Consider the following 21,300-nt stretch of genomic DNA (forward strand, 5'->3'; position numbering starts at 1 on the left):
TTTTCGAACGCATCGCCACACTATAGAAAGTATAGTAATCCCCACGCCGTCCGCGTGTCGATAGGTTTCTTAGGGATCGTTCGTGACCTAGGAGTATGTACCAGCGGGACTTCATGGAGGGAACGCGCGGGACCCAGGCCGTCGACTGGGAGGAGCGCATCGACGTCAAGCGGATGCGCCGCGAGCGAAAGGAGCGCGCCCTCGAGCGTCTCCAGGAGACCGAACTCGGCGCCATGCTCCTCGTTTCGGACCCGAACATCCGTTACGTCACCGGCCTGGCGATGACCGGCGGCAGCGGGGCCGACCATTACACCGTTCTCACCGAGGAAGGCGACGTGATCCACTGGGATACCGCCGACCACGCAAGCAACCAGCGCTTCAACTGTCCGTGGCTGCAGGACATCCGCTACGCCTGCCCCGGACTCGGCAACGTCCCCCGCGCCTCCGGGCGAGACTCCGCGCGGGACTTCCTCAAAGCGAAGATGGCCGACACCGTGGCGACCGCCCTCGAGGAGTACGGCGTCGACGACGAGGTGCTGGGCGTCGACGTCGGGAACGCCGGCCTGGTGAGCGCCTTCGAGGACCGCGGAATCGAGGTCGACACCGAGACCGTCCCGAAGGTAATGGAGGACGCCCGCAAAGTCAAGACCCGCGACGAGATCGAGTGTCTGCGCCAGGTCGCCGCCATCTGCGAGGCCGGGTTCCAGCGGATCACTGAGACCGCCCGTCCTGGAGCGAAAGAGACCGAACTCTGGGGGGCCGCCGCGGAGGAACTCTGGAAGCAGGGGGCGTTCGTCGGCGGCGGTTACGTCACCTCCGGGCCGAACACCTGGCCGAAACACCAGGCGAACACCACCGACCGGATGATCCGGCCCGGCGACCTCGTCTACGCCGACTTCTACAACATCGGCTACCTCGGCTACCGGTCGTGTTACTACCGCACCTTCAGCATGGGCGAGCCAACCCAGGCCCAGCAGGACGCCTACGAGATCGCCCGCGACAACCTCTACGACGTCCTCGAGCGCATCGAACCCGGTGCCACGACCGACGAAATCTGCCAGGGGTTCCCGGACATGGAAGGCGAGCACGCCGACTTCTACGACGCCGACGAACACTGGCAAATGACGACCAACCACTGGGGCCATGGCCTCGGACTGCAACTGTACGAGGTGCCGCTGATCTGGCGCGGCCTCTCCCCCGAGCATCCGATCGAGATCGAGGAGGGGATGACGATGGCCGTCGAGACCCAGGAACCCGCGGAGAACCAGGGCGTACGCGTCGAGGAGATGGTCGTCGTCCGCGAGAACGGCGTCGAGATCCTGAGCCAGTGGCCCGTCGAGGAGATTACGCGGATCGACTACTGAGCGCTCGGTTCGAGGGCGGGTCTCGAGGCTCAAGTCTCGACTCTCGACTCTCCGATCTCGAGGCCCGAGAGTCGGCGGTCGTGCAGGCAGAGCGAGCGAGAATCGGTCACTCCGACGATTTTTGTCGATCCCGACCGTACCGCGAGTATGGACTTCGACGTCATCCAGGGCGACATCGCGAACCAGTCCGCAGACGCCCTCGTCAACGCCGCCGGAACGAGCCTCCGGATGGGGTCGGGCGTCGCCGGCGCGCTTCGGCGCGGGGCCGGCCCGGAGATCAACGAGGAGGCGATGGCGAACGGACCGGTCGACCTCGGGGAAGTCGCCGTCACGGACGCCTACGACCTCGAGGCCGAGTACGTCGTCCACGCGGCGGCGATGCCCCACTACGGCGACGGGGAGGCCACCGTGAAGAGCATTCGCGACGCCACCCGGAATAGCCTCGAGCGCGCCGACGGCCTGGGCTGTCAGTCGCTCGTGATCCCCGCCCTCGGCTGTGGCGTCGCCGGCTTCGACCTCGCCGAGGGTGCCGAGATCATCGCTCGAGAGATTCAGGCCTACGAACCGACCACGCTCGAGGAGGTGCGATTCATCGCCTACGACGAGGGGGAGTTCGAGACGATTCGACGAGCCGTACGAAGACGTCAAGATTGAACTGGAGCCAGCGACTTCGTGACTGGTCCGGAGCCATCGACGACGATCTCAACTAGTCGTGAATCGCTCGTTCGTCGAGCCAGCGGTACGTCTCTTCCTCCAGTGAAAGGTGACCCGCAACGAACGCGCCGCCCCGCGGATTGGGATCGATGCGGTCCCGATCCACTCGTCGGGTGATGCCGACGTCGTCGACCAGCCACCCGTAGTAGGCGCCGGCGTCGTCGGTGACGCCGAACACGAGGAGCATGGGATCGGTCGAGCGATCGACCGACGCCGTCGGCGCAGCGAACACGCGAGCGAGGTCGACGACCCGGATTCGCTCGCCGCCGACGGCGATTTCGCCCGCGTTCCAGGGATCCTCGGCGTCGTCGACGACGCCGATGTCACCGACACCCAGCACCGACGAGACTCGGTCGGATTCGACGCAGTAGCCGTCCGTCTGCAGTTCGAACGGCAGTATCGAAACGCGGTCGGTCGGCTCGCTCGAGCCGCCAGTCTCCGTCATTCAGTTCAGAGTGAGATGCCACCAGAAAATAACTGTTCCGACAACCTATCGGGGCACAGTCGCCCGGTTTTTCTACTACTCGGTTGCAATCGGCTGTCTGGAGAGATCTTCACAGAGGCGGCGGTAAACGTCCCGCTCCAATAACTCCATCATAGTATCGTCGACGGTCGCCCGCAACACCGCCAGGCGGTCCTCGAGAACGGCGTACTCCTGGCTGGCCCGTCGTTCAGCAGCGGTTTTCTGCCCGTCCAGGAGCGCCTTTTTCGACGCGAGTGCGAAGAATTGCTGGAGCTGGTCGTCGTAGCTCGAGCGCAACAGCAACTGGTCGATCAACGAGGTGAGTTCGGCCTTCGAGACCGGTTTGACGAGGTAGTCGTCGAATCCCAGTCCGATGATGTCGAAGTCCGGTTCGACCGCCGTCACCATGGCCACGCGACAGTCGAGGCCGCGTTCCCGAATCGTCTCGAGGACGGTGTCGCCCGGGAGACCCGGCATTCGGCGGTCGAGGAGCACGACGTCGATCGTCTCGTCGATGGCGTCGAGGGCGTCCGAACCGTCGTAGGCGGTCTCGACGGTCACTTCGTCCTCGAGCCAGGCGCTGTAGAGCGTCGCCAGGTCGGGTTCGTCTTCGACGATCAGGACGTGGGGTTCAGATGGCATCGGGATAGTCTCCAGTATCGGCTGACAGTTGACAGGCTTCTCACGGAGCCATATGAATATATCGGGCGGATGGATCTGGAAAACGCCGCTGAACTGAATAAACGGTTCGAACGAACCCGAGAACGATCGGGTCGCTACTCGAGTTCCGCCTCGAGCACGGTACGAAGAGCGGCGATGTCGGCCGCCGTTCGCTCGAGGACGGTCGTCTCGTTTCCGCCCTCCGTCGTGACCGTCATCGACAGCGTCCCGTCGGCGGTTGGCGAGCCCAGCTCGACGACGGGCGCGACGCCATCGAACGCCTCGACCACGGCGTCGGGGTCGGTCGTCTGGATCACTGCCCGTCCGGGGAGTTCGTGAAACAGTCCCGCCTCCAGGTCGTCGGTCGGCAGCGCCACCTCGAGGCCGACGTCCGCGGTCACCATCTCCGCGAGCGCCACCGCGAGGCCGCCGTGACTCACGTCGTGGGTGGCGAGCGTCGAGTCGGCGTTCGCGACGGCGGCGAGCGTCTCGAGCCGTTCGGTGGGCGTCTCGGGGAGGACGGGAAACCGGTCGCTCCCCCCGAACTGGGCCAGGAGTTCGGAGCCGCCGAGGGCGAAGGAATCGCGCTCGAGGGCGTCGTCGCCGACCAGGAGGAGCGACGACGCCTCGGAACGCGCCTCGAGGCCCGGCGCGTCGTAGCTCGCCTTCGTGCCGACCATCGCGAGCGTCGGCGTCGGCGGGATGGGGCCGCTCACCGAGTCGTTGTACAGGGAGACGTTACCGCCGACGACCGGCACCGAGAGGTCGGCGCACATTTCGGCCAGGCCGTCGACAATGGCCTTGAACCCGCCGTAGACGTCCGGCTTCTCGGGGTTGCCGCCGTTGAGACAGTCCACGGCCGCGAGGGGGGTCGCCCCCTTGACGGCGAGGTTGGTCGCGTTCTCGAGGGCGACGGCTCGAGCGCCGTCTCTCGGGTTCGCGGCGGTCCAGTTCGGGGCGGCACCGGCGGAGATGGCGAGACCAGTTTCGATGTCCCGGACAGCGAGGATCGCCGCGTCGTCACCCGGCGGAACGCTCGTCCGGACCCCCACCTCGTGGTCGTACTGGCGGTAGACCCACCGCTTGGAGGCGGTATTCGGAGAGCCGACGACGGCGTCGAAGGCGGCCTCGAGATCGGTGTCGGAGAGCTCGGTCTCGGGTTCACTCGGCTCCTCCCACGGCAGGTCGTTCATCGGTGCCCCGTCCCCGAGGAACTCGGCGTCGACGTCGACGACGGTCTCTCCCTGGTAGGTACAGACGTAGTTGCCGTCCGTGACCTTGCCGATGACCGAACAGCCCAGATCGAAGCGTTCGGCGATCTCTCGGACGCGCTCGACGTTTTCGGGATCGACCTCGTAACACATCCGTTCCTGGGACTCGGCGAGCAGGATCTCGAGGGCCGACATGTTCGGTTCGCGCTGGTGGACCGTCTCGAGGGCGATTTCGGCGCCGAGGCCACCCTTGGCGACGAGTTCGCTCGAGGCGCCGCCCAGTCCCGCAGCGCCGAGGTCACGGGCCGACTCGATCAGCCCCTCGTCGATCATGACCTCGTTGGCCTCGATAAGCAGCTTTTCGGCGTAGGGGTCGCCCACCTGCACCGCGGGGCGGTCCTCAGTTTCGGCGTCCTCGGCCAGGTCCTCGCTGGCGAAACTTGCGCCGCCGAGGCCGTCGCGGCCGGTGGCGTTGCCCACGAGCACGAGCTCGTTCCCTGGGTCCTGTGCGACGGCCGTCACGAGTCGGTCCTCGGTGAGGAGGCCGACGCAGGCGACGTTCACCAGCGGGTTCCCCTCGTAGTCGGGGTGGAAGTCGACACTGCCGCCGACGGTGGGGACGCCGATGCAGTTCCCGTAGTGGCTGATTCCTTCGACGACGCCCTCGAGGAGGTATCGGGAGTGTTCGTTCTCGAACGGGCCGAAGTAGAGGCTGTCGGTGAGTGCGATTGGGTAGGCCCCCATCGAGAGGGTGTCCCGGACAATGCCGCCGACACCGGTGGCGGCGCCGTCGAAGGGGTCGACGTAGGAGGGATGGTTGTGGCTTTCGATGCCGAGAGTGATATAGATGTCTTGCTCTCCAGTATTCTCACTAGCAGGCAGCGCCACGACTGCCGCGTCGTCGCCCGGCCCGACGACGACCTGCTCGCCCTCGCTCTCGAACGCCGACAGCAGCGGTCTCGAGGATCGGTAAGCGCAGTGTTCGCTCCAGAGGTTCTCGAACAGCGCCGCCTCCGCTGGTGTGGGTTCCCGGCCCAGTTCGGCGACGATCAGTTCGTGGTCCGAGTCGGCTTCACTCATTCACCTAGGTGGTGAAAGTCGGACAGTAAAGGGGTTTCCATATTCACGTTCATGCATCGTCTCGAGTCGATCGACTTTATATTCGCGTTTGAATGGTTAGAACCAGTATACTTTTGCCGGCCCGTCCTGGAATTCCTCGTATGAGCACCTCCGACACGCAACAGGCGAACCCGTTCGAGAATCCGATGGTCCGCTACGCACTCGGTCTCTCCGGGGCGACGATCATCGCCTTCGTCGCCATCGTCTACCTCGAGGGGCTCGTTCGCTATCTCGCGCTCGGACTCGCCGTCGTCGACGCCGTTCTGATGCCGAAGTTCCTCGAGTACGCGCTCGAGGCGGAGAAGACTGCCTGAGCGACGGGTGTCCGACGGTTTTTGTACGAGACCGCCGAATGCGATGGCATGAAAACCATCAAGGACAGCGTCCACGACCACATCGTGGTCGACGGCGTGGCGCGGGACCTCCTCGACACGCCCGCCGTCCAGCGCCTCCGGAACGTCGCCCAGCTGGGCACCGTCTCGCTCGTCTACCCCTCCGCGAACCACACCCGCTTCGAGCACAGCCTCGGCGTCTACCACCTCGCCTGCGAGGCCCTCGAGCACCTCGGCATCGAGGGTCGCGAGGCCGAGCGCGTCCAGGCCGCCGCGATCCTCCACGACGTCGGCCACGGCCCGTTCAGCCACAACCTCGAGGAGCTGACTCACCGAAAGACGGGTCGGTACCACGACGACGTCCACGACCTGCTGGCCGCGGGCGAGATCGGCGACGTCCTCCGCGAGCACGACCTCGATCCCGACGCCGTCGCGGACCTAGTTGCCGGAAACGGCCGCTTCGGCCAGATTGTCTCCGGAGAACTGGACGTCGACCGGATGGACTACCTCGTGCGCGACGCCCACCACACGGGGGTTCCCTACGGGACAATCGACCACGGACGGCTGGTTCGCGAGCTTCGCTTCGCCGACGGCGAACTCGTCCTCGCGGAGGGGAACGTCCAGACCGCCGAGAGCCTCCTGGTCGCTCGCGCGCTGATGAATCCGACCGTCTACAGCCACAGCGTCGCCCGCATCAGCAAGGCGATGCTCCGTCGCGCGGGCGAACAGTTGCTCGAGGCCGAGGAAACCGACGCCCACACCCTCCAGCGGATGGACGATCACGACCTGATCGTCGCGTTGCGCTCGAGCAGCGCGACCGAAGAATTTTCCCGGCGCCTCGACCACCGTGACCTGTACAAGCGAGCCGTCTGGGCCGAGATCGACGACGTCCCGGGCGGAATCATCGAGGCCGACCACGAGGCTATCCGGGAGTTCGAGCGCGAGATTGCCGACCTCGCGGGCGTCGACCCCGAGACGGTCATCATCGACGTGCCGTCGAGGCCGTCGATGAAGGAGTCCACGACGCGCGTGCTGGTCAATGGCGACGTCCGCCAGCTGGGTCGCCAGTCCCCGCTCGTGGACGCGCTCCGGGCCGCCCAGTACTCCCAGTGGCGACTCGGCGTCTACTCGCCCGACGAGGTGCGCGAGCCCGTCGGTCGGGCCGCCGTCGACGTGCTGGGCCTCGACATCGATGGTCCGCTCGTCACCGAAGTGCGCGACGGGTTGTACGCGACGCTGGATCAGTTCGTAGAGTGAGGTCACCTCGAGCGCCAGCGAATCCGCCGCTCATTTCGAAGCGACCGGGGCCGGACTCGAACGAGCGAGGAGCAGAAACCAGACTCGAGCGAGGGCGGTACAGGAACTGGACTCGAGACCCCCATCGAAACGCGAACTGTTGAAGGGTTCCGGACCGAAACGACCGGTATGGAACTCACCGGAACGATCCTTCGGGGAGCGGACCTCGAGCCAGTCGAGGGCCGACTGATCGTCGGCGACGATGGCCGAATCGAGGCCATCGAGGAGGAAACGGTCGAGAGCGACGACGTCGTGCTCCCGGCGTTTATCAACGCCCACACGCACATCGGCGACTCCATCGCGAAGGAGGCCGGCGGCGGGCTCACCCTCGAGGAATTGGTCGCGCCGCCCGACGGCCTCAAACATCGTCTCCTCCGGGACGCCAGCCGCGAGGAACTCGTCGCGGCCGTCCAAACCTCGCTCGAGTACATGGAACGCGGCGGCACGGCGGCCTGCTTCGACTTTCGAGAGGGCGGCGTCGCGGGGGTCGAGATGCTTCGCGAGGCCGCCTCGGATCGGGCGATCGACGCCTACGCGTTCGCCCGCGAATCGCCCGAGGCGATGGAGGCGGGCGACGGATTCGGAGCCAGTGGGGCCAACGACGACTCCTTCGACCGCGAGCGCGAGGCGACCCAGGAGGCCGGCAAGCCCTTCGCCATCCACGCGGGCGAGGCCGACCCCAGCGACCTCCACCCGGCGATGGACCTCGAGCCGGAGTTCCTGGTCCACGTCGTCCACCCCGAGGACGACCACCTCGAGCGGATCGCACGCGAGGAAATTCCCATCGTGGTCTGTCCGCGCTCGAACCTCGTCACCAGGGTCGGCCTCCCGCCCGTCGAGGAACTGGTCGAGCGAACGACGCTCGCGTTGGGCACCGACAACGTGATGCTCAACTCGCCGTCGATGTTCCGAGAGATGGAGTTTCTCGCCAAACTCTCGGACCTCTCCGCTCGAGAGATCCTGCGGATGGCGACGGTCAACGGGGCCGCGTTGATGGATCTAGAGTACGGCTCGATCGAGGCTGGAAACGTCGCTCGCGTCCTGGTGCTCGACGGCGATTCGCCGAACCTCGCGGGCGTTCGCGACCCCGTCCGGGCGGTGGTCCGGCGAGCAGGGGTCGACGACGTGAAACGAGTCGTCTTCGCCGACTGAGGATCGTCAGAATCGCTCGCGCTCGCACGAACGCACCGCTCGACGGAAACGTCCAGTACGCAGAAAAGAGTCCCGTCTCGAGCGACGAGACGGGGCAGCGGGGACCGTCCCGCACCTACCGTTGCTGTTCGTACCGGCCTCTCACTCGATCGGCATCGCCGTGTTCCGGTAAGCGACCCCGCACGTGGGGCAGGTTCCGGGGTTCGTCGTCGCGGTGACCGTGTCCCCGCACTCGAGGCACTCGTAAGTCGATTCGGCCGCTGGGTCGTATGGAGCGTCCTTCATGGGTAGCCGGCCACGCGACGGTCGGTGGCCACGTGGTGCAATATTTGCCCGACGCCGATGGGCGTGGTGGTTCATTTCTAAACCTCTCGCCGCCATACAGGGTTTACTATTGAACCCTCGTCGCGTACGAGTCCTCGAACAGGATCGAAAAGAGCGTTCGCTCGACCGCCCTGACGTGGTTCGAAAAGGCCGTTGGAGAGATATCTAGCGAGTCAGCGACGGCCGAGCCGGTTCGTGCTCGTGGCGTCGCGAAGTAGCCGGCGTGGTAGGCAGTCCGAACCACCTCGAGCTGGCGGTCGGTGAGCGACTCCAGTACTGCGGACTCAAGGCGGTCGCCGGTCGTCGGGGGGCCGGTTCGTTCCCGGCGGGTCGCGAGCCTCGCGTCGGGGTAGGTCGACCGGACGAGGTCGTCGATCGACGCGGTTTCGACCGGACTCGGCACGTCCACCGAGAGCGTCGTTCCGTCGGGATCAGCGGTGAGCCGGCGGACGACGCCACCGTGTTCGGCCAGTCGAGTCGCGAGCGCCAGCTCGGAGAGCGTGAGTCGGACGAGCCCTCCGTCCGCGCTCGCACTCGCGCTCGCGCTGACGACGTGTGCATCCTCGACACCGGTCAGGGACGAGGCCCGATCGACGACCACCTCGGCCGAGCAGCCGGAGACGGTGACGAACGTCAACACGCCCGATTCCAGGCGCTGGATGCCTCCCTCGAGGTCCAGCCGGCACTCGAGGGTTCGGGCGAGGCGATCGATCGCCGTTCCCGTGTTCTCGACGTCGGTCTCGTAGGTGAGTTCGGCTACGCGCCCGCCTAGCAGGGCGTGAGTTCGTTCGACCGACCCGATCGCTGAGGCGATGGTCTCGCCGAGTTCCCGGAGCACTTCCCGCGCGGTCTCGTCGAAGGCGCCGGGTCTGTCGGCGTAGACCGTCAGCGCTCCGTAGCTGAACTCGTCGTACGCGAGGGGAACGCTGGCGATGGATTGGAATCCCCGGGTCAGCGCCGGCGAGCGCCACTCGCCAGCCCGCAGATCGCTCGCGACGTTCTCGACGACCGTCGGCGACCGGGTCTCGAGGGTGTGCGAGGCTGGCTCCGTTGCCGTCGAATCGGCCGCGAGCGTCTCGAGCGCGTCGAGGTAGCCCTGGCCGTCGCCGGCCCAGGCGCGGGGCGTGACCTCGTCGGTTCGCGGGTCGAGCGACCCGATCCAGGCGAACGTAAATCGGTCGGCGTCGGTGAGGCGATCGCAGACGGCGTCCTCGATGTCGTCGCGGGTGTCGGCCCGGACGAGGTCCCGTCCGATTTCGCGGATGATCTCGTTGATTCGATCGAGCGCGCTCAGGCGCTGGTTCTGCCGCTTGAGTTCCCGATCTCGCGCCCTGAGACGCGAGTTCCGTTCCACCCGGTCGAGGGCGGCCTCGGCCGTCGCCGCCAGCAGGTCCGCGACCTCGACCGTGACGTCGTCGAGCGCGGCGGGATCGGCGGTCCCGGCGAGGAAGACGCCGTGGTCGGCGAGCGGAACGATGACGCCGCTTCGAAGCCCATCGACGGGCGAATCGGACGGGTCGAGCTCCTCGAAGACGTGCGTCTCGTCCTCGACGAACGCGTTCGCGAGCGCGTCGTCGGCTCCCAGCGAGATCGCCTCGAGTCGGCCGCGGTCGCCGGCGCCGCTGTAGGCCGCCACCTCGAGCGCGTTCGCCGCTGTGTCGAAGCGATAGACCGCGGCCGAGGGGAGCGAGAGGACGGCCTCGACGTCGTCGACGACGCGCTGAGAGATCTCGACCTCGGACTCGGCGTACAGGAGCGCGCGAGCCGTCTCGTGGAGCGATGTGAGCGCGCGCTCGCGCTGCTTGCGAGTAGTGACGTCGCGGCAGCTAAACAGCCGGCGGCCGTCCTGAATCGAGACTTCGCGGACGTTCACGAGCAGCGCGTGCTCGTCGCCGTCCCGGTCGGTCGCCGTGCACTCGACGTTCGTGAGGACGCCCTTCTCGGCGAGCGCCGCTTCGTCGTAGAACTCCCCCAGCAGGGCGTCGATCGTTCCCAGTTCGTGGATTTCCGCGGCGGTGTAGCCGAAGATGAAGTGGACGTTCGGGCAGACGTAGGTAAAGCGCCCCTCCTCGTCGGTGAGCAACACGGTATCGGTCATGTGCGCGAGCGTCACCCGGTGGAGTTCCTCCGAGCGCCGGAGTTCGCGGATCGTCTCGACGCGTTCGGTGACGTCGCGGCCGAGGACCACCACCCCCTGTTCGCCCGACTCGATCGGGTGAAACGAGAGCGCGAGCGTTCGTTCCTCGGCGTCCGGAGGTGCTCGTTCCTCGCCGTCCTGACGCGAGAGCGTCACTTCTCGCTCCGCGTACGCGCCCGATCGGGCGGCCTCGAGCCCCGACTCGAGTGGACTGACCGCCTCGACGGCCCAGTAGCGACGGTCCACGAACGAGCGGCCGACCGGATCGGCCCCCGTCTCGAGGCCCTCGCGGACGGCCGGGTTGGTGTCGGCGATCGTGCCGTCGGCCTCGAGCACCCAGAGGTACGTTCCGGCGTCCGACGCGTCGCCGCCATCGCCACTCGGTGGTCCGTCGGCGACGGCGTCGAACTGGCGGGCCCGCTGGCGGGCGACGGACGCCGAACGGCCTCTCCCGGAGTCGTCTCGATCCTCGAGGACCGTGTCGAGCATCTCCTGGAGGAGCGACTCCCGGTCGTCGAACGGCACGTAGCCGCTCGCGCCCGCCGCGAGGTGCCGGCTGGCGAGGCGTTCGTCGCCGTCGACCGGAACGCTCACCAGCGGCCGGGTCGGCCAGCGCGCTCGCACGCGCTCGACGAACGAGCGCCCGTCGTCTGGCGACGCAGTCCCGTCGACGAGGACGACGGCCGGGTCGTCGCCGTCCCACGACGCCAGCGGATCGTTCGAATCGACCGTCGAAACCGTCACAGGCTCGAGGTTCGGGACCGTCGCCTCGAGGGTCGCGCGCACCGCCTCGATCCAATCCGGGGCGCCGATTAGCAGCGCCGTGCTCGGTGCGGGTTCGTCGATGCCGGTACCGCGTTCCATCGGTGGCCCTTCTCGTCGAGTCACTATAGTAGTCCGCCTGACGGCCGTTTCAGGAACCGCCTCGGGGGCAGGTTTTATCGGCCGCGGCCTCGCCGTCTCCGTATGGACACGGACGCGGACACGAATACGGACACGGACGTCGGAACCGTCCGCGAAGTCAACGCCGGCGGCTGCGACGACCTCTACTACGTCGACACCGGCATGTACGGTACGAGCGAGTACGGCGCGGCGTACGTCCTCGACGCCGAGCGTCCGGCCGTCGTCGAGACGGGCATCGGGACCAACCACGAGCGCATCCTCGAGGCCCTCGACGCCATCGGAATCGATCGCGGGGACCTCGAGGCCATCGTCGTCACCCACATCCATCTGGATCACGCCGGCGGGGCTGGCTTCATTGCCGAGGCCTGCCCGAACGTCGACGTCTACGTCCACCACGTCGGCGCCCCCCACCTGATCGATCCCGAGCGCCTCGTCGCCGGAACGAAAGCCGCCGTCGGCGACCAGTGGGAGTTCTACGTCGACCCCGAACCAGTCTCGGAAGAGCGCGTCGTCGCGTTCGAAGACGGCGACGTCATCGACCTCGGGAACTACTCGCTGATCGCCCACGACGCGCCCGGCCACGCGCCCCACCAGGCCGTCTTCGAGGTCCCCGAGATGGACGCCGTCTTCACCGGCGACGCCGCCGGCATCTGGGTCCCCTCACTCGAGACGATTCGTGAAACCTCCCCGCCCGCACAGTTCGACCTCGAGAGCTGCCTGGACGACCTCGAGACGATCCGCGAGATCGATCCGTCGGTCCTCCTCTACACCCACTTCGGCCCGCGCGAGGTCGACGACCTGGGGGCCGCGCTCGAGACCTACGGTGACGTCCTCGAGTCGTGGGTCGGCCGGGTGGAACGAAAGCGAGCGGAACTCGAGGACGACGAGGCCGTGGTCGACGCACTCGCTGCGGAGGCCGACGAGCGATTCGTCGAGGTCTGGGGCGAGCGAAAGACGCGCGCCGAAACCGCGATGAACGCCCGCGGCGTGCTGGGCTATCTCGACTACGTGGGCGACTGACGGATCGATTGCGATTCGGCACTCGGGGCTGTCGAGTGTCGCAAACGTGCTCAAGGCGATCGATCGTCGTAACCGCCCTCGAGCCGACCGTTCAACGACACTCGAGCGAGCCCGTTTCGGCGCGCCAGCGCAGTCACAGCAAGAAGAATGCCGCGATTCCGACGCTTCCGCCTCCAAAGATTAGGTAGACGGCGTCGACCCCGCGCCGAAAGAGGGCGAACGTGATCGTCGCGAGCGCGACGGTGAACGGATCGAGGACGCCGTCGACGACGAACGACTTGCGGGCGAGCGCGACGGTCGCGCCGAGGATCGCCGCCGTAGTCGTCTGCGGGTTCGTCTTTCCGGCGATCGGTCGTCGTCACGACGCACTCTCGAGAAGGTATTTCGCGTCTGACGGTAAAACCCACCTCCGAAACCCGCTCGAACGGGTAAACCGGCGTGAGGCGCTAGCTCGAGTCCGACTCCGCCTCGGTAATCGCGCTCGAGACGTCGTCGTGGGAGGCCGCCTGGCTCGATTCGGCGTCCTCGTCCGACGACCTGTCGGACGAGGCGAGCGGTGAGGACGGATCGGGCGTCGTCGCGTCGGATTCGGCGTCCTCGTCCGAGGAGTCGTTCGGGGCGTCAGGCGATTCGATCCCGGCGAGATCCGCGGCGAGTCGTCGATAGGCGACCGCAGCTGGAGTCTCCGGATCGTGCACGACGAGGGGCGTTCCCGCGTACACGCTCTCGCGAACGAGTGAATCGTCCGGAATCGTACCGAGGAGGGCCACGTCGAGTCGGTCGGCGATCTCATCGTATGAGACGTCGCCCGCCGGGCGCGTCCGGGTGACGATCAGCCCGGCCGTCGAGCCACCCGCCCGTTCGGTCAACTCGATGGTCTTTTTCACGTCGTGAACCGATGCCGGTTCCGGGGTGGAGACGAGAAAGACCGCGTCGGCAAGCCCCAGCGGGAGGACGGTCTCGTGGCTCACGCCTGCGCCGACGTCGAGCAGGACGTACTCGAATTGCTCACGAAGCGTCTCGACGACCTCGCGGAGCCCCTCGGGGCTCGTTTCGGCGTAGTCGTCGAGCCCCGTCCCGCTCGGGATCGCGACGATGTTCTCGGCGAGGTTGTACGTGGCGTCTTCGATCGACGCGTCGGACGCCAGCACGTCGTGGAGCGTCGTCGACTCGGGGGTCAGGCTCACGAACCCGGCCAGGTTCGCCATGCCGAGGTCGACGTCGACGATGGCGACGCGTTTGCCCGCCTGGGCGAGGGCCGTCCCGAGATTCACCGTCGTCGTCGTCTTCCCGACACCGCCTTTTCCACTCGCGATGGCGTATACCGTCTCTTGAGACATACTCGATTACTAGCCGGACAGTGTAGCGGGAGGACCTTAAATCGTGAGCACACCGCTCGAGTCGTGTCAGCGCGACGCAGGTATGAATCTATTCGACAGGTGTCGAGGTCGACGAAGAGTCGAGGCGGGCGAAGTCTCGAGGGCAAAACCAGCAGCCGTGAACCTGAATGGTCGACGGGGAGCGCGTCAATCGAGTTCGGTCGGATCGATCTCGGGCAGCGTAATGAGGTTCTCCCGACCGATACGGAGTTTCTCGATCTCGTCGTCGTCGTCCATCTTCGAGAGCAGCTGGGAGACCTTGGCGTTCGACCAGCCGGTCTCCTTGACGATCGAGGCCTGTTTCATCCGACCGCCGTTGCCCCGCAGGAGTCGAAGCACTCGCTCTTCGTCACTGAGCAGGTCGGGGTCGATCCCGCCCCCGTCGTCGGGTTCCTCGAGGGGATCATCCGGTGGGGCGACGGGCGGAGTCGTGGAGTCTCGCGCGTCCGGTTCGTCGTCCTCGAGTCGGTCGCGAACAAGGGCCGGGAGCCAGGCAGGTGCTGAGGACGATCCCGACCCCGACCCCGAACTCGAACTCGAACTCGAGCGCTGAGTCACGAGATAGCCACCGACGACGGCCACGGTGAGCAACGCGAGGGCGGCTCCGCCGAGGAGGACGCTCGTCGAGGCCCACGATTCCGGATCCTCAGGTGGCGGTGTCTCGCCGCCGGTCCCGTCGGGCCCGTCGGTCCCGTCGCCAGAAGATTCTCCCCGCAGCAACACGAATTCACGTTTGTCGTCGCCGTCCTCGACGAATTCTACTGGGCCGTCCCAGACGAGTGCCCCATCGTCCCGTCTCGAGAAATCGTCGGGAAACGACTGAAACCCGTAGTTAGATGGGATATCTACGACGAGTTGCTGGTCGGCGTTCAGCGCCGGAAACCAGGAGCCGTCACCCTCCGGTGTCTCGAACGCGTCACCGACGTGAATCTCACTCCCTTCGGTCGTCGCGAACGACTCCCACGTGAACGAGTAGGCGACGACTCCGACGCGATCGGTCGACTGCTCGCCCATCGGACTGCTTCGATTGACCTCTTCGATTCTCGGCTCGTCGTACCCGGCGTCGACGAGCGCCATCTCGCGGCCGGTCGCCTCCGAGGCCGCGGCCACGTACCGCTCGTATGTCGACGCGTCGTAGCCGGCGTCACGCTCGCCGTTGGCGACCGAGGCAGCGTACGACTGGAACGCCTCCTCGTCCTCGGCGTCCTCGAGGAGGAAGCGACTCTCGATCGTCCACCGGGCGTCGCCGCTGTCCGTGACGTTGATCTTGATCACTTGCTGCGGGTCAGCCGGCTGGAGCTGGCCGCCATCACCGTCGCTGTCGTCGTCCTGGACGACGAGTGGCGACTGCTCGAGCGACGACGGTCCGTGAGCCGAGTGGTCGGAGGGCGGGGTCGCGGCCACGACGCCGACACTGGCGGCGGCCACGAGGAGGACCGTGAGGGCAACGACACTCGCGCGGGGAAACCGCATACGTCTCAACGGGTATCTCCCAGGGCAAAAAACCCTTTCCATCCCAAATAAAACGTTATTTCCGCTTGTAAACCGTCTCCGACGCTCTCGAGGCGTTTCGTAACGCGGTTTTATCTGTCGCTACGCCAGACCGATTAGGAGACGGGCGGGTTTTTGTACCAGGGGTTCTATAGCAGTGGCTAATGACCAAGGCGTCCCCCGCCCTCCTGGCGTTGTTACTGGTCTGTGCGCTTCCGGCGGTGACGCTGGTCGCTGCCGCCCCCGCTCCCGGGTCGACGACCGGAACCGAGACGCAATCGACGACCCTGACACCGCACGACTCGAGCGGCCCCTTCCTCGAACTCGAGAACACGGCGAATCGACTCACCGTCCCCGAGGAGAGTAAGCGGACGTATACCTCGCCGACGCAAGATTTCGGAACGGCTGTCGCGTCGGCCGACGACGAGGTTCGCGCCGACGCCGGCCACTTCGCGTTCGAGCAAGCGTTCGGCGAGACGACCGATTCGAACGAACGCGCCGACCTGATCGATGCATCGCGCGACAGGTTAGAAGCGCGCGTACAGGCTCTCGACGAGCGCGAACAGCGGGCCGTCCAGGCGTACGCGAACGGCACCATCACCGAACAGGAGTTCACGCAGGTACTGTTGCGTAACTACAACGAGGCGAACGAACTGGAGCGACAGTACCACGACCTCTACGAGTACGTCGTCAACCGGGCTCCCGGATACAGTCGCAATAGCATCCTCCCCATGGCGCGAACCATCGCGACCCACCAGAGCCAGGCGCGCGCCGAAATCGCCGCCGCCTCGACGACTGACCGATCACCGATGGTGACCATCGAAACGAGCGACGTTGGGTACCGACTCTCCCTGATCTCGGGCGGCCAATACTACCAAGAGGTGACTCGCTTCGATCTCCGTGACCGAGACGGCGATTCCCAGTTCGACTCGATCTCCGCGGCCGAGAACCACGCGTCCGAACGGTACCCGTGGGCGCAGGACAACATGAACTCGTACCACTTCTCTTCGACGGCCAGTCCGAACCTCTACCTGACCGAAATCTCCCACGACCACGGCGAACTATACAGCTACATCGACGGGGCGACCGAAGCCGTCGCCCGCGAACACCAGTCGCTCGTCGTCTCGCGACTGCCGATCGAACACCAGAACACTTGGGAGCGAGACACCGTCGCGATCACCCTGAACCGAACCCCCGGAGACGGGCCCGCGGAGATCCGCGTGACCGACCTCGAGACCGGCGAACCGGTCGAGGCGACCATCCGTCTCGATGGCGTCGCCGTCGGACAGACGGGGAGCAACGGACACCGCTGGCTGGCAACGCCGGCGGGCGACTACGAAATCGAAGTAGAGACGGCAGACGAAACGGTGACGATCACGCCGGCCACGTAACACCCCGTCGCGACAGCCGTCGTCGACCCAGCACCTCGAGATACCCGGTTCGTCAGCCCGTCGTCTGCCTTCTCTCTCGAGAAACCCGGCTCACAGCAGGTCAGTACCACCGGGAATGGGCGCGAGCGACGCCACGCAACTCGCCGCCTCGCACACCGATCCCTCGTGGAGCAGTCGTCCGACCATTTATATCCAATGGCGCGGCCAGGATGGCCCGTGTCCACGCCTCGACCCGTACCGGACGCTCGATCGGCTCTTCCGGTCGACCTGGAGAGCAACCGCGATCGAGCCGTCAGCCCACTCGTCGGGACGATCTTACTCGTCGCGATCACGGTCTTGCTGGCAGCAACCGTCGCGACAGCGATGGGGTCGCTCTCGCTCGAGACCGATACATCCACCGCGGCCATCGAGTTCGAGGTCGACGCCGACCGGAACGAACTCGTCTTCGAACACGCAGGCGGCGACGCACTCGACGTCCGGCACCTGACGCTCGAGGTGACCGTCGACGGCGAACCGCTCGCCCACCAGCCCCCGGTGCCGTTCGTCGGGGCGACGGGGTTTCGCGGTTCTCCCTCGGGGCCGTTCAACGCCGCGACCGATCCGACCTGGACCGTCGGCGAACGCGCGACGATTCGTCTCGCCGCGACGAACTCGCCGGCGCTCGCTGAGGGTACCGTCGTGCGGGTTCACCTCTCGGACGACGACGGAACGGTCGCACGGGTCGTGGCCGAGACCTGTCGGTGACTACCGCTCCAGGAGTCAGCGAAAGACCCACACCCCCAGGAGTCAGCAAAAGACCCATAGCCCCAACCGTCATCGAAGCGAGTATGACCGAACCGACTCCGGCCGGAGACGGGAGCGGCGGGACCGGCGGGGCCGACGAGTCCGGCCTCGAGGAGCCGATCGACGTGGACTTCGGCGACGACGGACTCGTCCCCACCGTCGCCCAGGACGCCGACTCCGGGGAAGTACTGATGCTCGCGTACGTCTCACCGGCGGCGCTCGAGGCGACCCTCGAGACCGGCACGGCCCACTACTACTCGCGGAGCCGCGAGGAGCTGTGGGAGAAGGGGGCGACGAGCGGCCACACCCAATCTGTCGAGGAGGTGCGCGCCGACTGCGACGCCGACGCCCTCCTGTACCTCGTCGACCAGACCGGCGGTGCCTGTCACACCGGCCACCGGTCGTGTTTCTACCGGACGGTCGAGGGCGAACGCGTCGGCGAGCGAGTGTTCGATCCGGATGCGGTTTACGACGGGGACGACAACGAGGGCGACAGCAAAAACGGCAGCGGAAATGGCATCGAGGACACCAGCGAGAACGACTGACGAACGATGCCAGACGCCACTCACGATCCGACGACGGACGACGGGTCGGACCCGAGAGCCGACGCCGACGCGGCGAGAGAGCGACTCGAGCGCGCCAGCGAGCGTCTCGAGGCCGCGAAGACGGCGATCGACGAGGCCGGCGGCCGCGAGACCGTCGAGACGGGGGCCGAGGCCTACCGAACGGCCGCGAGGCTCCTCGACCGGTACGTCGACCTGGCGACCGGCACGGGGCGAGAGACGTTCCAGCACTACATCAACCTCGAGGGCGAGTACTCGACGCTCGTCGAGGGGTTACCCGCGGACCTCCCCCACCGCGAGGCGTTCGAGGCGTCGTTCGAGGCCGTCGACAAGCGTCGGCTGCACGAGTCGGACTTCGAGCGAGCGGAAGCGGCGCTCGAACCGGCCGAGCGCTTCGTCGACCTGCTCAAGGAGGAGGCGGCCGCCGAGGAGGAACTGACGCTCGCGCGAAAGGCGGCGACCGACCAGGTCGACGCGCTCGAGGACGAACGCTCGAATCTGCAGCGACTGCGCTCGCTCGCCGACGCCGACCTCGAGGCCCCGGTGGACCGCCTTCGAGACCCCATCGATGCCTACAACGAGTCGATCCGGGAGGCCTTCGAGTCGTTCCTGTACGACCAATCTGCACGGGCGGTGTTCGACCTGCTCGAGCGCAGCCGACTCCGGCCGTTCGTCGACTTCGAGACGCCGCCGCCGGAACTGCGCGAGTACGTCGAAGAAAACGACGCGGGCACCTACTCGATCCCAGAGCTCCTCGAGTACGCGGGGTACTCCCGGTCGAAACTGGATCACTACGTCGACGACCCAGACGAACTCAAGCGCCGAATAGCCACACGCCAGACGTACCTCGAGCGGATCGACGCGACGCCGCTGACGCTGTCGTGGCCGCCCGCGGACGCGACGACCCTGCGGTACGCGATCCGGGACCGACGACCGCTGGTCGAACGCGTCGGCGGACAGGAACTCGTCGAACCCCTGCTCGCGGTTCGGCAGCGGACGTTCGACGACGACTACGGCCGACTGCAGACCGCCGGGAGCGCGCTCGACCAGCTCTCGGCGGCCGAACGCGAGCGCCTCCAGAATCGGGACATCGACGCGGAGCTCGAGGGAGTTCGAGACGCGCGTGAGGAACTCCAGGAGCTGCTCGCAGACAGGTAGCGCTCGCAAACAGATGGCCCTCGAAGGCGGCGACCATCGTGACTCGAGCGCGGCGCCACCGTGACGAGACGAAAAGCCCACGAGGATTTTTGACCACGACAGTCGACGGTACGGACGTGAGTCGACACCTCCTCGTCGCCATGGACGACTCCGAGCCCGCCAGAACGGCCCTCGAGTACGCACTCTCGACGTTTCCCGAGTCGAGAGTGACGGTGGTCCACGTCGTCGACGACCTCGAGGCGGGCTACGGCGGCGGACCGACCGCCGAGGCGGCCCGCGACCAGGACGAACCCGCGTTCTTCGCTGACGTCCGCCGGCTCGCCGAGGGCCACGAGGGCGACATCGCGCTCGAGGTGCTCGAGGGAACCCCCGTCGACGCCATCCTCGAGTACGTCCGCTCGAGCGACGTCGACGGCGTCGTCGTCGGGAGCGAGGGCCGTTCCGGCGTCTCACGGATGCTGCTGGGGAGCGTCGCCGAGGGGGTCGCCCGGCGTGTCGAGGTTCCGGTGACGATCGTCTGATCCGAGGCCGGGATCGGACTCGTCGCCCACCCTCGAGTCGTTCCGATGGCTCGGGTTTCAGCACGCAGACCAAGATATAGATTTTGTAGTATTGGCGCTCTCGAGCGGCGGGTGAAACCGGCGGCCCTTTTTATCCGGACTCGAAAGGGCGGGTGATGGACGACCGCGTGGGGACGACACTTCACACCGGCCTGTTACTCGCCGTGACCGGCACGCTCGCGTGGCTCTCTGGCCTCCCCCTCCTCTTTCCGAGCCTGGGCCCCTCGGCGTTCGTCCTCGCACTCTTCGAACGCAGCGAGGCGACCCGTCCGCGGCGCGTCGTCGGCGGCCACCTCATCGGCGTCGTCGCCGGATTGCTCGCCTACCACGTCGTCGCCGGCGACTCCGCCATGACCGTCGCGTACGAACCCGGCTCGCTCGAGGGACTGCGCCTGGCGACCAGCGGCGTGCTCGCAACGACGGCCACCGCCGGCGGCATGCTCGCGACAGACACCCGTCACCCACCCGCGTGCGCGACCACCTTGATCGTCTCGCTTGGGCTGCTCTCGACGGTCCTCGAGGGGGCGTTCATCGTGCTCGCGGTGGCGGTGCTGGTCGGGGTCCATCGGTCGATACTGGCTGTCACCAGCTGACGACTTTCGCGTACTCGAACGCGTGCAGTCGCTCACTCGAGTGCGCTCTCGACGAGGCGTCGCTCGGCCTTTCGCAGGTGCTCGCCAACGGTACTCGGCGCACACTCGAGGACGGCCGCGAGGTCCTCGTGGCTCGCTGTTCGCGGCACGTCGTAATAGCCGTGCTCGAACGCGGCGGCCAGAACCTCACGCTGACGAGCGGTCAACGCCCGGCCGCCCACGAGCCGATCGGCGCGATACGGGCCGACCTCGAGAATCGTCGCCTCGAGCGGGTCCGGAAGGTCGGTGAGCGTCGTCGAAAGGTCCGTCTGGGTGCCAACGACTGTCAGCTCGACGCTCCCGTCCGCCTGGAACGTCGCCGGCAGCAGGACGACGAGGCTCTTGCGGGTGAGTCGCTCTCGAAGCGCGCCGACCGCCGGCGGTGCGCAGAATCTGACGTAGGCGAACACCGATCCCGCTTCGGCGCTGGCGACGTCCCACTCGAGGACGTCGGACTCGGCCTCGAGGACGGCACGGACGGCCGTCACGTTGCCGTCAATCGAGAGCGAGTACGTCGGCGTGTCCGTGTCAGCGACGCCGCCCGCGAGCAGGTGAACCGCGTCGACGTGCTCGTGGGCCGCCAGGGCCGTCACGGGCGTCTCCGGACCCGGCGCAGCGATACGAACGCGAGCGTAGTGCATGAGGGGA

Annotated in this window: 20 protein-coding genes; 12 read left to right on the forward strand and 8 right to left on the reverse strand. The window is 66.8% G+C overall.

The genetic code is table 11. The features are described from left to right. The first annotated feature begins 95 nt into the window (after nt 1-95). Together ACFQO4_RS09165 and ACFQO4_RS09170 are read left to right on the forward strand one after the other, a co-directional pair. Complete coding sequence (locus ACFQO4_RS09165; RefSeq protein ID WP_500260631.1) at nt 96-1,364, forward strand: M24 family metallopeptidase; 1,269 nt, start codon at nt 96-98, stop codon at nt 1,362-1,364. 147 nt (nt 1,365-1,511) lie between these two features. Then, a complete protein-coding gene (locus tag ACFQO4_RS09170; RefSeq protein ID WP_500260632.1) occupies nt 1,512-2,018 on the forward strand; it encodes a macro domain-containing protein in 507 nt (168 codons plus the stop codon). A gap of 52 nt (nt 2,019-2,070) precedes the next feature. Here the strand turns inward: ACFQO4_RS09170 and ACFQO4_RS09175 are convergent, their stop codons facing one another. The 3 genes from ACFQO4_RS09175 to purL all read right to left on the reverse strand — a co-directional run bounded on the left by ACFQO4_RS09175 (nt 2,071) and on the right by purL (nt 5,492). After that, entirely contained in the window at nt 2,071-2,523 is a 453-nt protein-coding gene (locus tag ACFQO4_RS09175; protein WP_500260633.1) for a chemotaxis protein CheW, read from the reverse strand. Between the two features lie 75 nt (nt 2,524-2,598). Beyond that, entirely contained in the window at nt 2,599-3,183 is a 585-nt protein-coding gene (locus tag ACFQO4_RS09180) for a response regulator transcription factor (RefSeq protein ID WP_500260634.1), read from the reverse strand. Between the two features lie 134 nt (nt 3,184-3,317). Next, on the reverse strand, nt 3,318-5,492 hold the full coding sequence (purL, locus tag ACFQO4_RS09185) for a phosphoribosylformylglycinamidine synthase subunit PurL (RefSeq protein ID WP_500260635.1): 2,175 nt from the start codon (nt 5,490-5,492) through the stop codon (nt 3,318-3,320). Nucleotides 5,493-5,632: 140 nt separating this feature from the next. Here purL and ACFQO4_RS09190 point away from each other — a divergent pair, with 140 nt between their 5' ends. The 3 genes from ACFQO4_RS09190 to ACFQO4_RS09200 all read left to right on the forward strand — a co-directional run bounded on the left by ACFQO4_RS09190 (nt 5,633) and on the right by ACFQO4_RS09200 (nt 8,311). Then, nucleotides 5,633-5,845 (forward strand): hypothetical protein, encoded by a 213-nt coding sequence (locus ACFQO4_RS09190; protein WP_500260636.1) that lies wholly within the window; start codon nt 5,633-5,635, stop codon nt 5,843-5,845. 48 nt (nt 5,846-5,893) lie between these two features. Then, nucleotides 5,894-7,120: an HD domain-containing protein gene (locus ACFQO4_RS09195; RefSeq protein WP_500260637.1), complete on the forward strand. Its 1,227-nt coding sequence runs from the start codon at nt 5,894-5,896 to the stop codon at nt 7,118-7,120. A 168-nt stretch (nt 7,121-7,288) separates the two neighbouring features. Further along, nucleotides 7,289-8,311, forward strand: a complete 1,023-nt coding sequence (locus ACFQO4_RS09200) for an amidohydrolase family protein (protein ID WP_500260638.1) — start codon at nt 7,289-7,291, stop codon at nt 8,309-8,311. 141 nt (nt 8,312-8,452) lie between these two features. Here ACFQO4_RS09200 and ACFQO4_RS09205 read toward each other — a convergent pair whose 3' ends face one another. Continuing rightward, nucleotides 8,453-8,596, reverse strand: coding sequence for a rubrerythrin-like domain-containing protein (locus ACFQO4_RS09205; RefSeq protein ID WP_253430349.1), 144 nt, complete (start codon nt 8,594-8,596; stop codon nt 8,453-8,455). A 106-nt stretch (nt 8,597-8,702) separates the two neighbouring features. After that, the gene (locus tag ACFQO4_RS09210) at nt 8,703-11,636 is read right to left on the reverse strand and encodes a bacterio-opsin activator domain-containing protein (RefSeq protein ID WP_500260639.1); all 2,934 of its coding nucleotides are present in this window, start codon (nt 11,634-11,636) and stop codon (nt 8,703-8,705) included. Between the two features lie 102 nt (nt 11,637-11,738). On the opposite strand from ACFQO4_RS09210, the gene ACFQO4_RS09215 reads away from it, so the two are divergent. Further along, complete coding sequence (locus ACFQO4_RS09215; protein WP_500260640.1) at nt 11,739-12,695, forward strand: MBL fold metallo-hydrolase; 957 nt, start codon at nt 11,739-11,741, stop codon at nt 12,693-12,695. A 446-nt stretch (nt 12,696-13,141) separates the two neighbouring features. Here ACFQO4_RS09215 and minD read toward each other — a convergent pair whose 3' ends face one another. Together minD and ACFQO4_RS09225 are read right to left on the reverse strand one after the other, a co-directional pair. Next, on the reverse strand, nt 13,142-14,035 hold the full coding sequence (minD, locus tag ACFQO4_RS09220) for a cell division ATPase MinD (RefSeq protein WP_500260641.1): 894 nt from the start codon (nt 14,033-14,035) through the stop codon (nt 13,142-13,144). Nucleotides 14,036-14,221: 186 nt separating this feature from the next. Next, the gene (locus tag ACFQO4_RS09225; protein ID WP_500260642.1) at nt 14,222-15,547 is read right to left on the reverse strand and encodes a helix-turn-helix transcriptional regulator; all 1,326 of its coding nucleotides are present in this window, start codon (nt 15,545-15,547) and stop codon (nt 14,222-14,224) included. Nucleotides 15,548-15,729: 182 nt separating this feature from the next. Here ACFQO4_RS09225 and ACFQO4_RS09230 point away from each other — a divergent pair, with 182 nt between their 5' ends. The 6 genes from ACFQO4_RS09230 to ACFQO4_RS09255 all read left to right on the forward strand — a co-directional run bounded on the left by ACFQO4_RS09230 (nt 15,730) and on the right by ACFQO4_RS09255 (nt 20,613). Then, nucleotides 15,730-16,956, forward strand: a complete 1,227-nt coding sequence (locus ACFQO4_RS09230; RefSeq protein WP_500260643.1) for a DUF7096 domain-containing protein — start codon at nt 15,730-15,732, stop codon at nt 16,954-16,956. 216 nt (nt 16,957-17,172) lie between these two features. Beyond that, entirely contained in the window at nt 17,173-17,700 is a 528-nt protein-coding gene (locus ACFQO4_RS09235) for an archaellin/type IV pilin N-terminal domain-containing protein (protein WP_500260644.1), read from the forward strand. A 158-nt stretch (nt 17,701-17,858) separates the two neighbouring features. Beyond that, on the forward strand, nt 17,859-18,284 hold the full coding sequence (gene hisI, locus ACFQO4_RS09240; protein ID WP_500261169.1) for a phosphoribosyl-AMP cyclohydrolase: 426 nt from the start codon (nt 17,859-17,861) through the stop codon (nt 18,282-18,284). 6 nt (nt 18,285-18,290) lie between these two features. Then, nucleotides 18,291-19,460 carry a DUF7118 family protein gene (locus ACFQO4_RS09245; RefSeq protein WP_500260645.1) on the forward strand — a complete coding sequence of 390 codons (1,170 nt, stop codon included), beginning with the start codon at nt 18,291-18,293 and terminating at the stop codon, nt 19,458-19,460. 116 nt (nt 19,461-19,576) lie between these two features. After that, nucleotides 19,577-19,981, forward strand: a complete 405-nt coding sequence (locus ACFQO4_RS09250; RefSeq protein ID WP_500260646.1) for a universal stress protein — start codon at nt 19,577-19,579, stop codon at nt 19,979-19,981. A gap of 155 nt (nt 19,982-20,136) precedes the next feature. Next, entirely contained in the window at nt 20,137-20,613 is a 477-nt protein-coding gene (locus ACFQO4_RS09255) for an HPP family protein (RefSeq protein ID WP_500260647.1), read from the forward strand. A 32-nt stretch (nt 20,614-20,645) separates the two neighbouring features. On the opposite strand, the gene ACFQO4_RS09260 is transcribed toward ACFQO4_RS09255, so the two are convergent. Beyond that, complete coding sequence (locus ACFQO4_RS09260) at nt 20,646-21,293, reverse strand: helix-turn-helix domain-containing protein (protein ID WP_500260648.1); 648 nt, start codon at nt 21,291-21,293, stop codon at nt 20,646-20,648. Nucleotides 21,294-21,300: the final 7 nt, after the last annotated feature.

Origin of the sequence: Saliphagus sp. GCM10025334 (assembly GCF_042663485.1) — an archaeon.
In the GTDB taxonomy this organism is placed as follows: domain Archaea; phylum Halobacteriota; class Halobacteria; order Halobacteriales; family Natrialbaceae; genus Natronosalvus.

What these genes read in the sequence shown, in the direction of transcription:
- ACFQO4_RS09165 (WP_500260631.1), top strand. Translation starts at nt 96, where the DNA reads ATGTACCAGCGGGACTTCATGGAGGGAACGCGCGGGACCCAGGCCGTC.
- ACFQO4_RS09170 (WP_500260632.1), top strand. Translation starts at nt 1,512, where the DNA reads ATGGACTTCGACGTCATCCAGGGCGACATCGCGAACCAGTCCGCAGAC.
- ACFQO4_RS09175 (WP_500260633.1), bottom strand. Translation starts at nt 2,523, where the DNA reads ATGACGGAGACTGGCGGCTCGAGCGAGCCGACCGACCGCGTTTCGATA.
- ACFQO4_RS09180 (WP_500260634.1), bottom strand. Translation starts at nt 3,183, where the DNA reads ATGCCATCTGAACCCCACGTCCTGATCGTCGAAGACGAACCCGACCTG.
- purL (WP_500260635.1), bottom strand. Translation starts at nt 5,492, where the DNA reads ATGAGTGAAGCCGACTCGGACCACGAACTGATCGTCGCCGAACTGGGC.
- ACFQO4_RS09190 (WP_500260636.1), top strand. Translation starts at nt 5,633, where the DNA reads ATGAGCACCTCCGACACGCAACAGGCGAACCCGTTCGAGAATCCGATG.
- ACFQO4_RS09195 (WP_500260637.1), top strand. Translation starts at nt 5,894, where the DNA reads ATGAAAACCATCAAGGACAGCGTCCACGACCACATCGTGGTCGACGGC.
- ACFQO4_RS09200 (WP_500260638.1), top strand. Translation starts at nt 7,289, where the DNA reads ATGGAACTCACCGGAACGATCCTTCGGGGAGCGGACCTCGAGCCAGTC.
- ACFQO4_RS09205 (WP_253430349.1), bottom strand. Translation starts at nt 8,596, where the DNA reads ATGAAGGACGCTCCATACGACCCAGCGGCCGAATCGACTTACGAGTGC.
- ACFQO4_RS09210 (WP_500260639.1), bottom strand. Translation starts at nt 11,636, where the DNA reads ATGGAACGCGGTACCGGCATCGACGAACCCGCACCGAGCACGGCGCTG.
- ACFQO4_RS09215 (WP_500260640.1), top strand. Translation starts at nt 11,739, where the DNA reads ATGGACACGGACGCGGACACGAATACGGACACGGACGTCGGAACCGTC.
- minD (WP_500260641.1), bottom strand. Translation starts at nt 14,035, where the DNA reads ATGTCTCAAGAGACGGTATACGCCATCGCGAGTGGAAAAGGCGGTGTC.
- ACFQO4_RS09225 (WP_500260642.1), bottom strand. Translation starts at nt 15,547, where the DNA reads ATGCGGTTTCCCCGCGCGAGTGTCGTTGCCCTCACGGTCCTCCTCGTG.
- ACFQO4_RS09230 (WP_500260643.1), top strand. Translation starts at nt 15,730, where the DNA reads ATGACCAAGGCGTCCCCCGCCCTCCTGGCGTTGTTACTGGTCTGTGCG.
- ACFQO4_RS09245 (WP_500260645.1), top strand. Translation starts at nt 18,291, where the DNA reads ATGCCAGACGCCACTCACGATCCGACGACGGACGACGGGTCGGACCCG.
- ACFQO4_RS09255 (WP_500260647.1), top strand. Translation starts at nt 20,137, where the DNA reads ATGGACGACCGCGTGGGGACGACACTTCACACCGGCCTGTTACTCGCC.
- ACFQO4_RS09260 (WP_500260648.1), bottom strand. Translation starts at nt 21,293, where the DNA reads ATGCACTACGCTCGCGTTCGTATCGCTGCGCCGGGTCCGGAGACGCCC.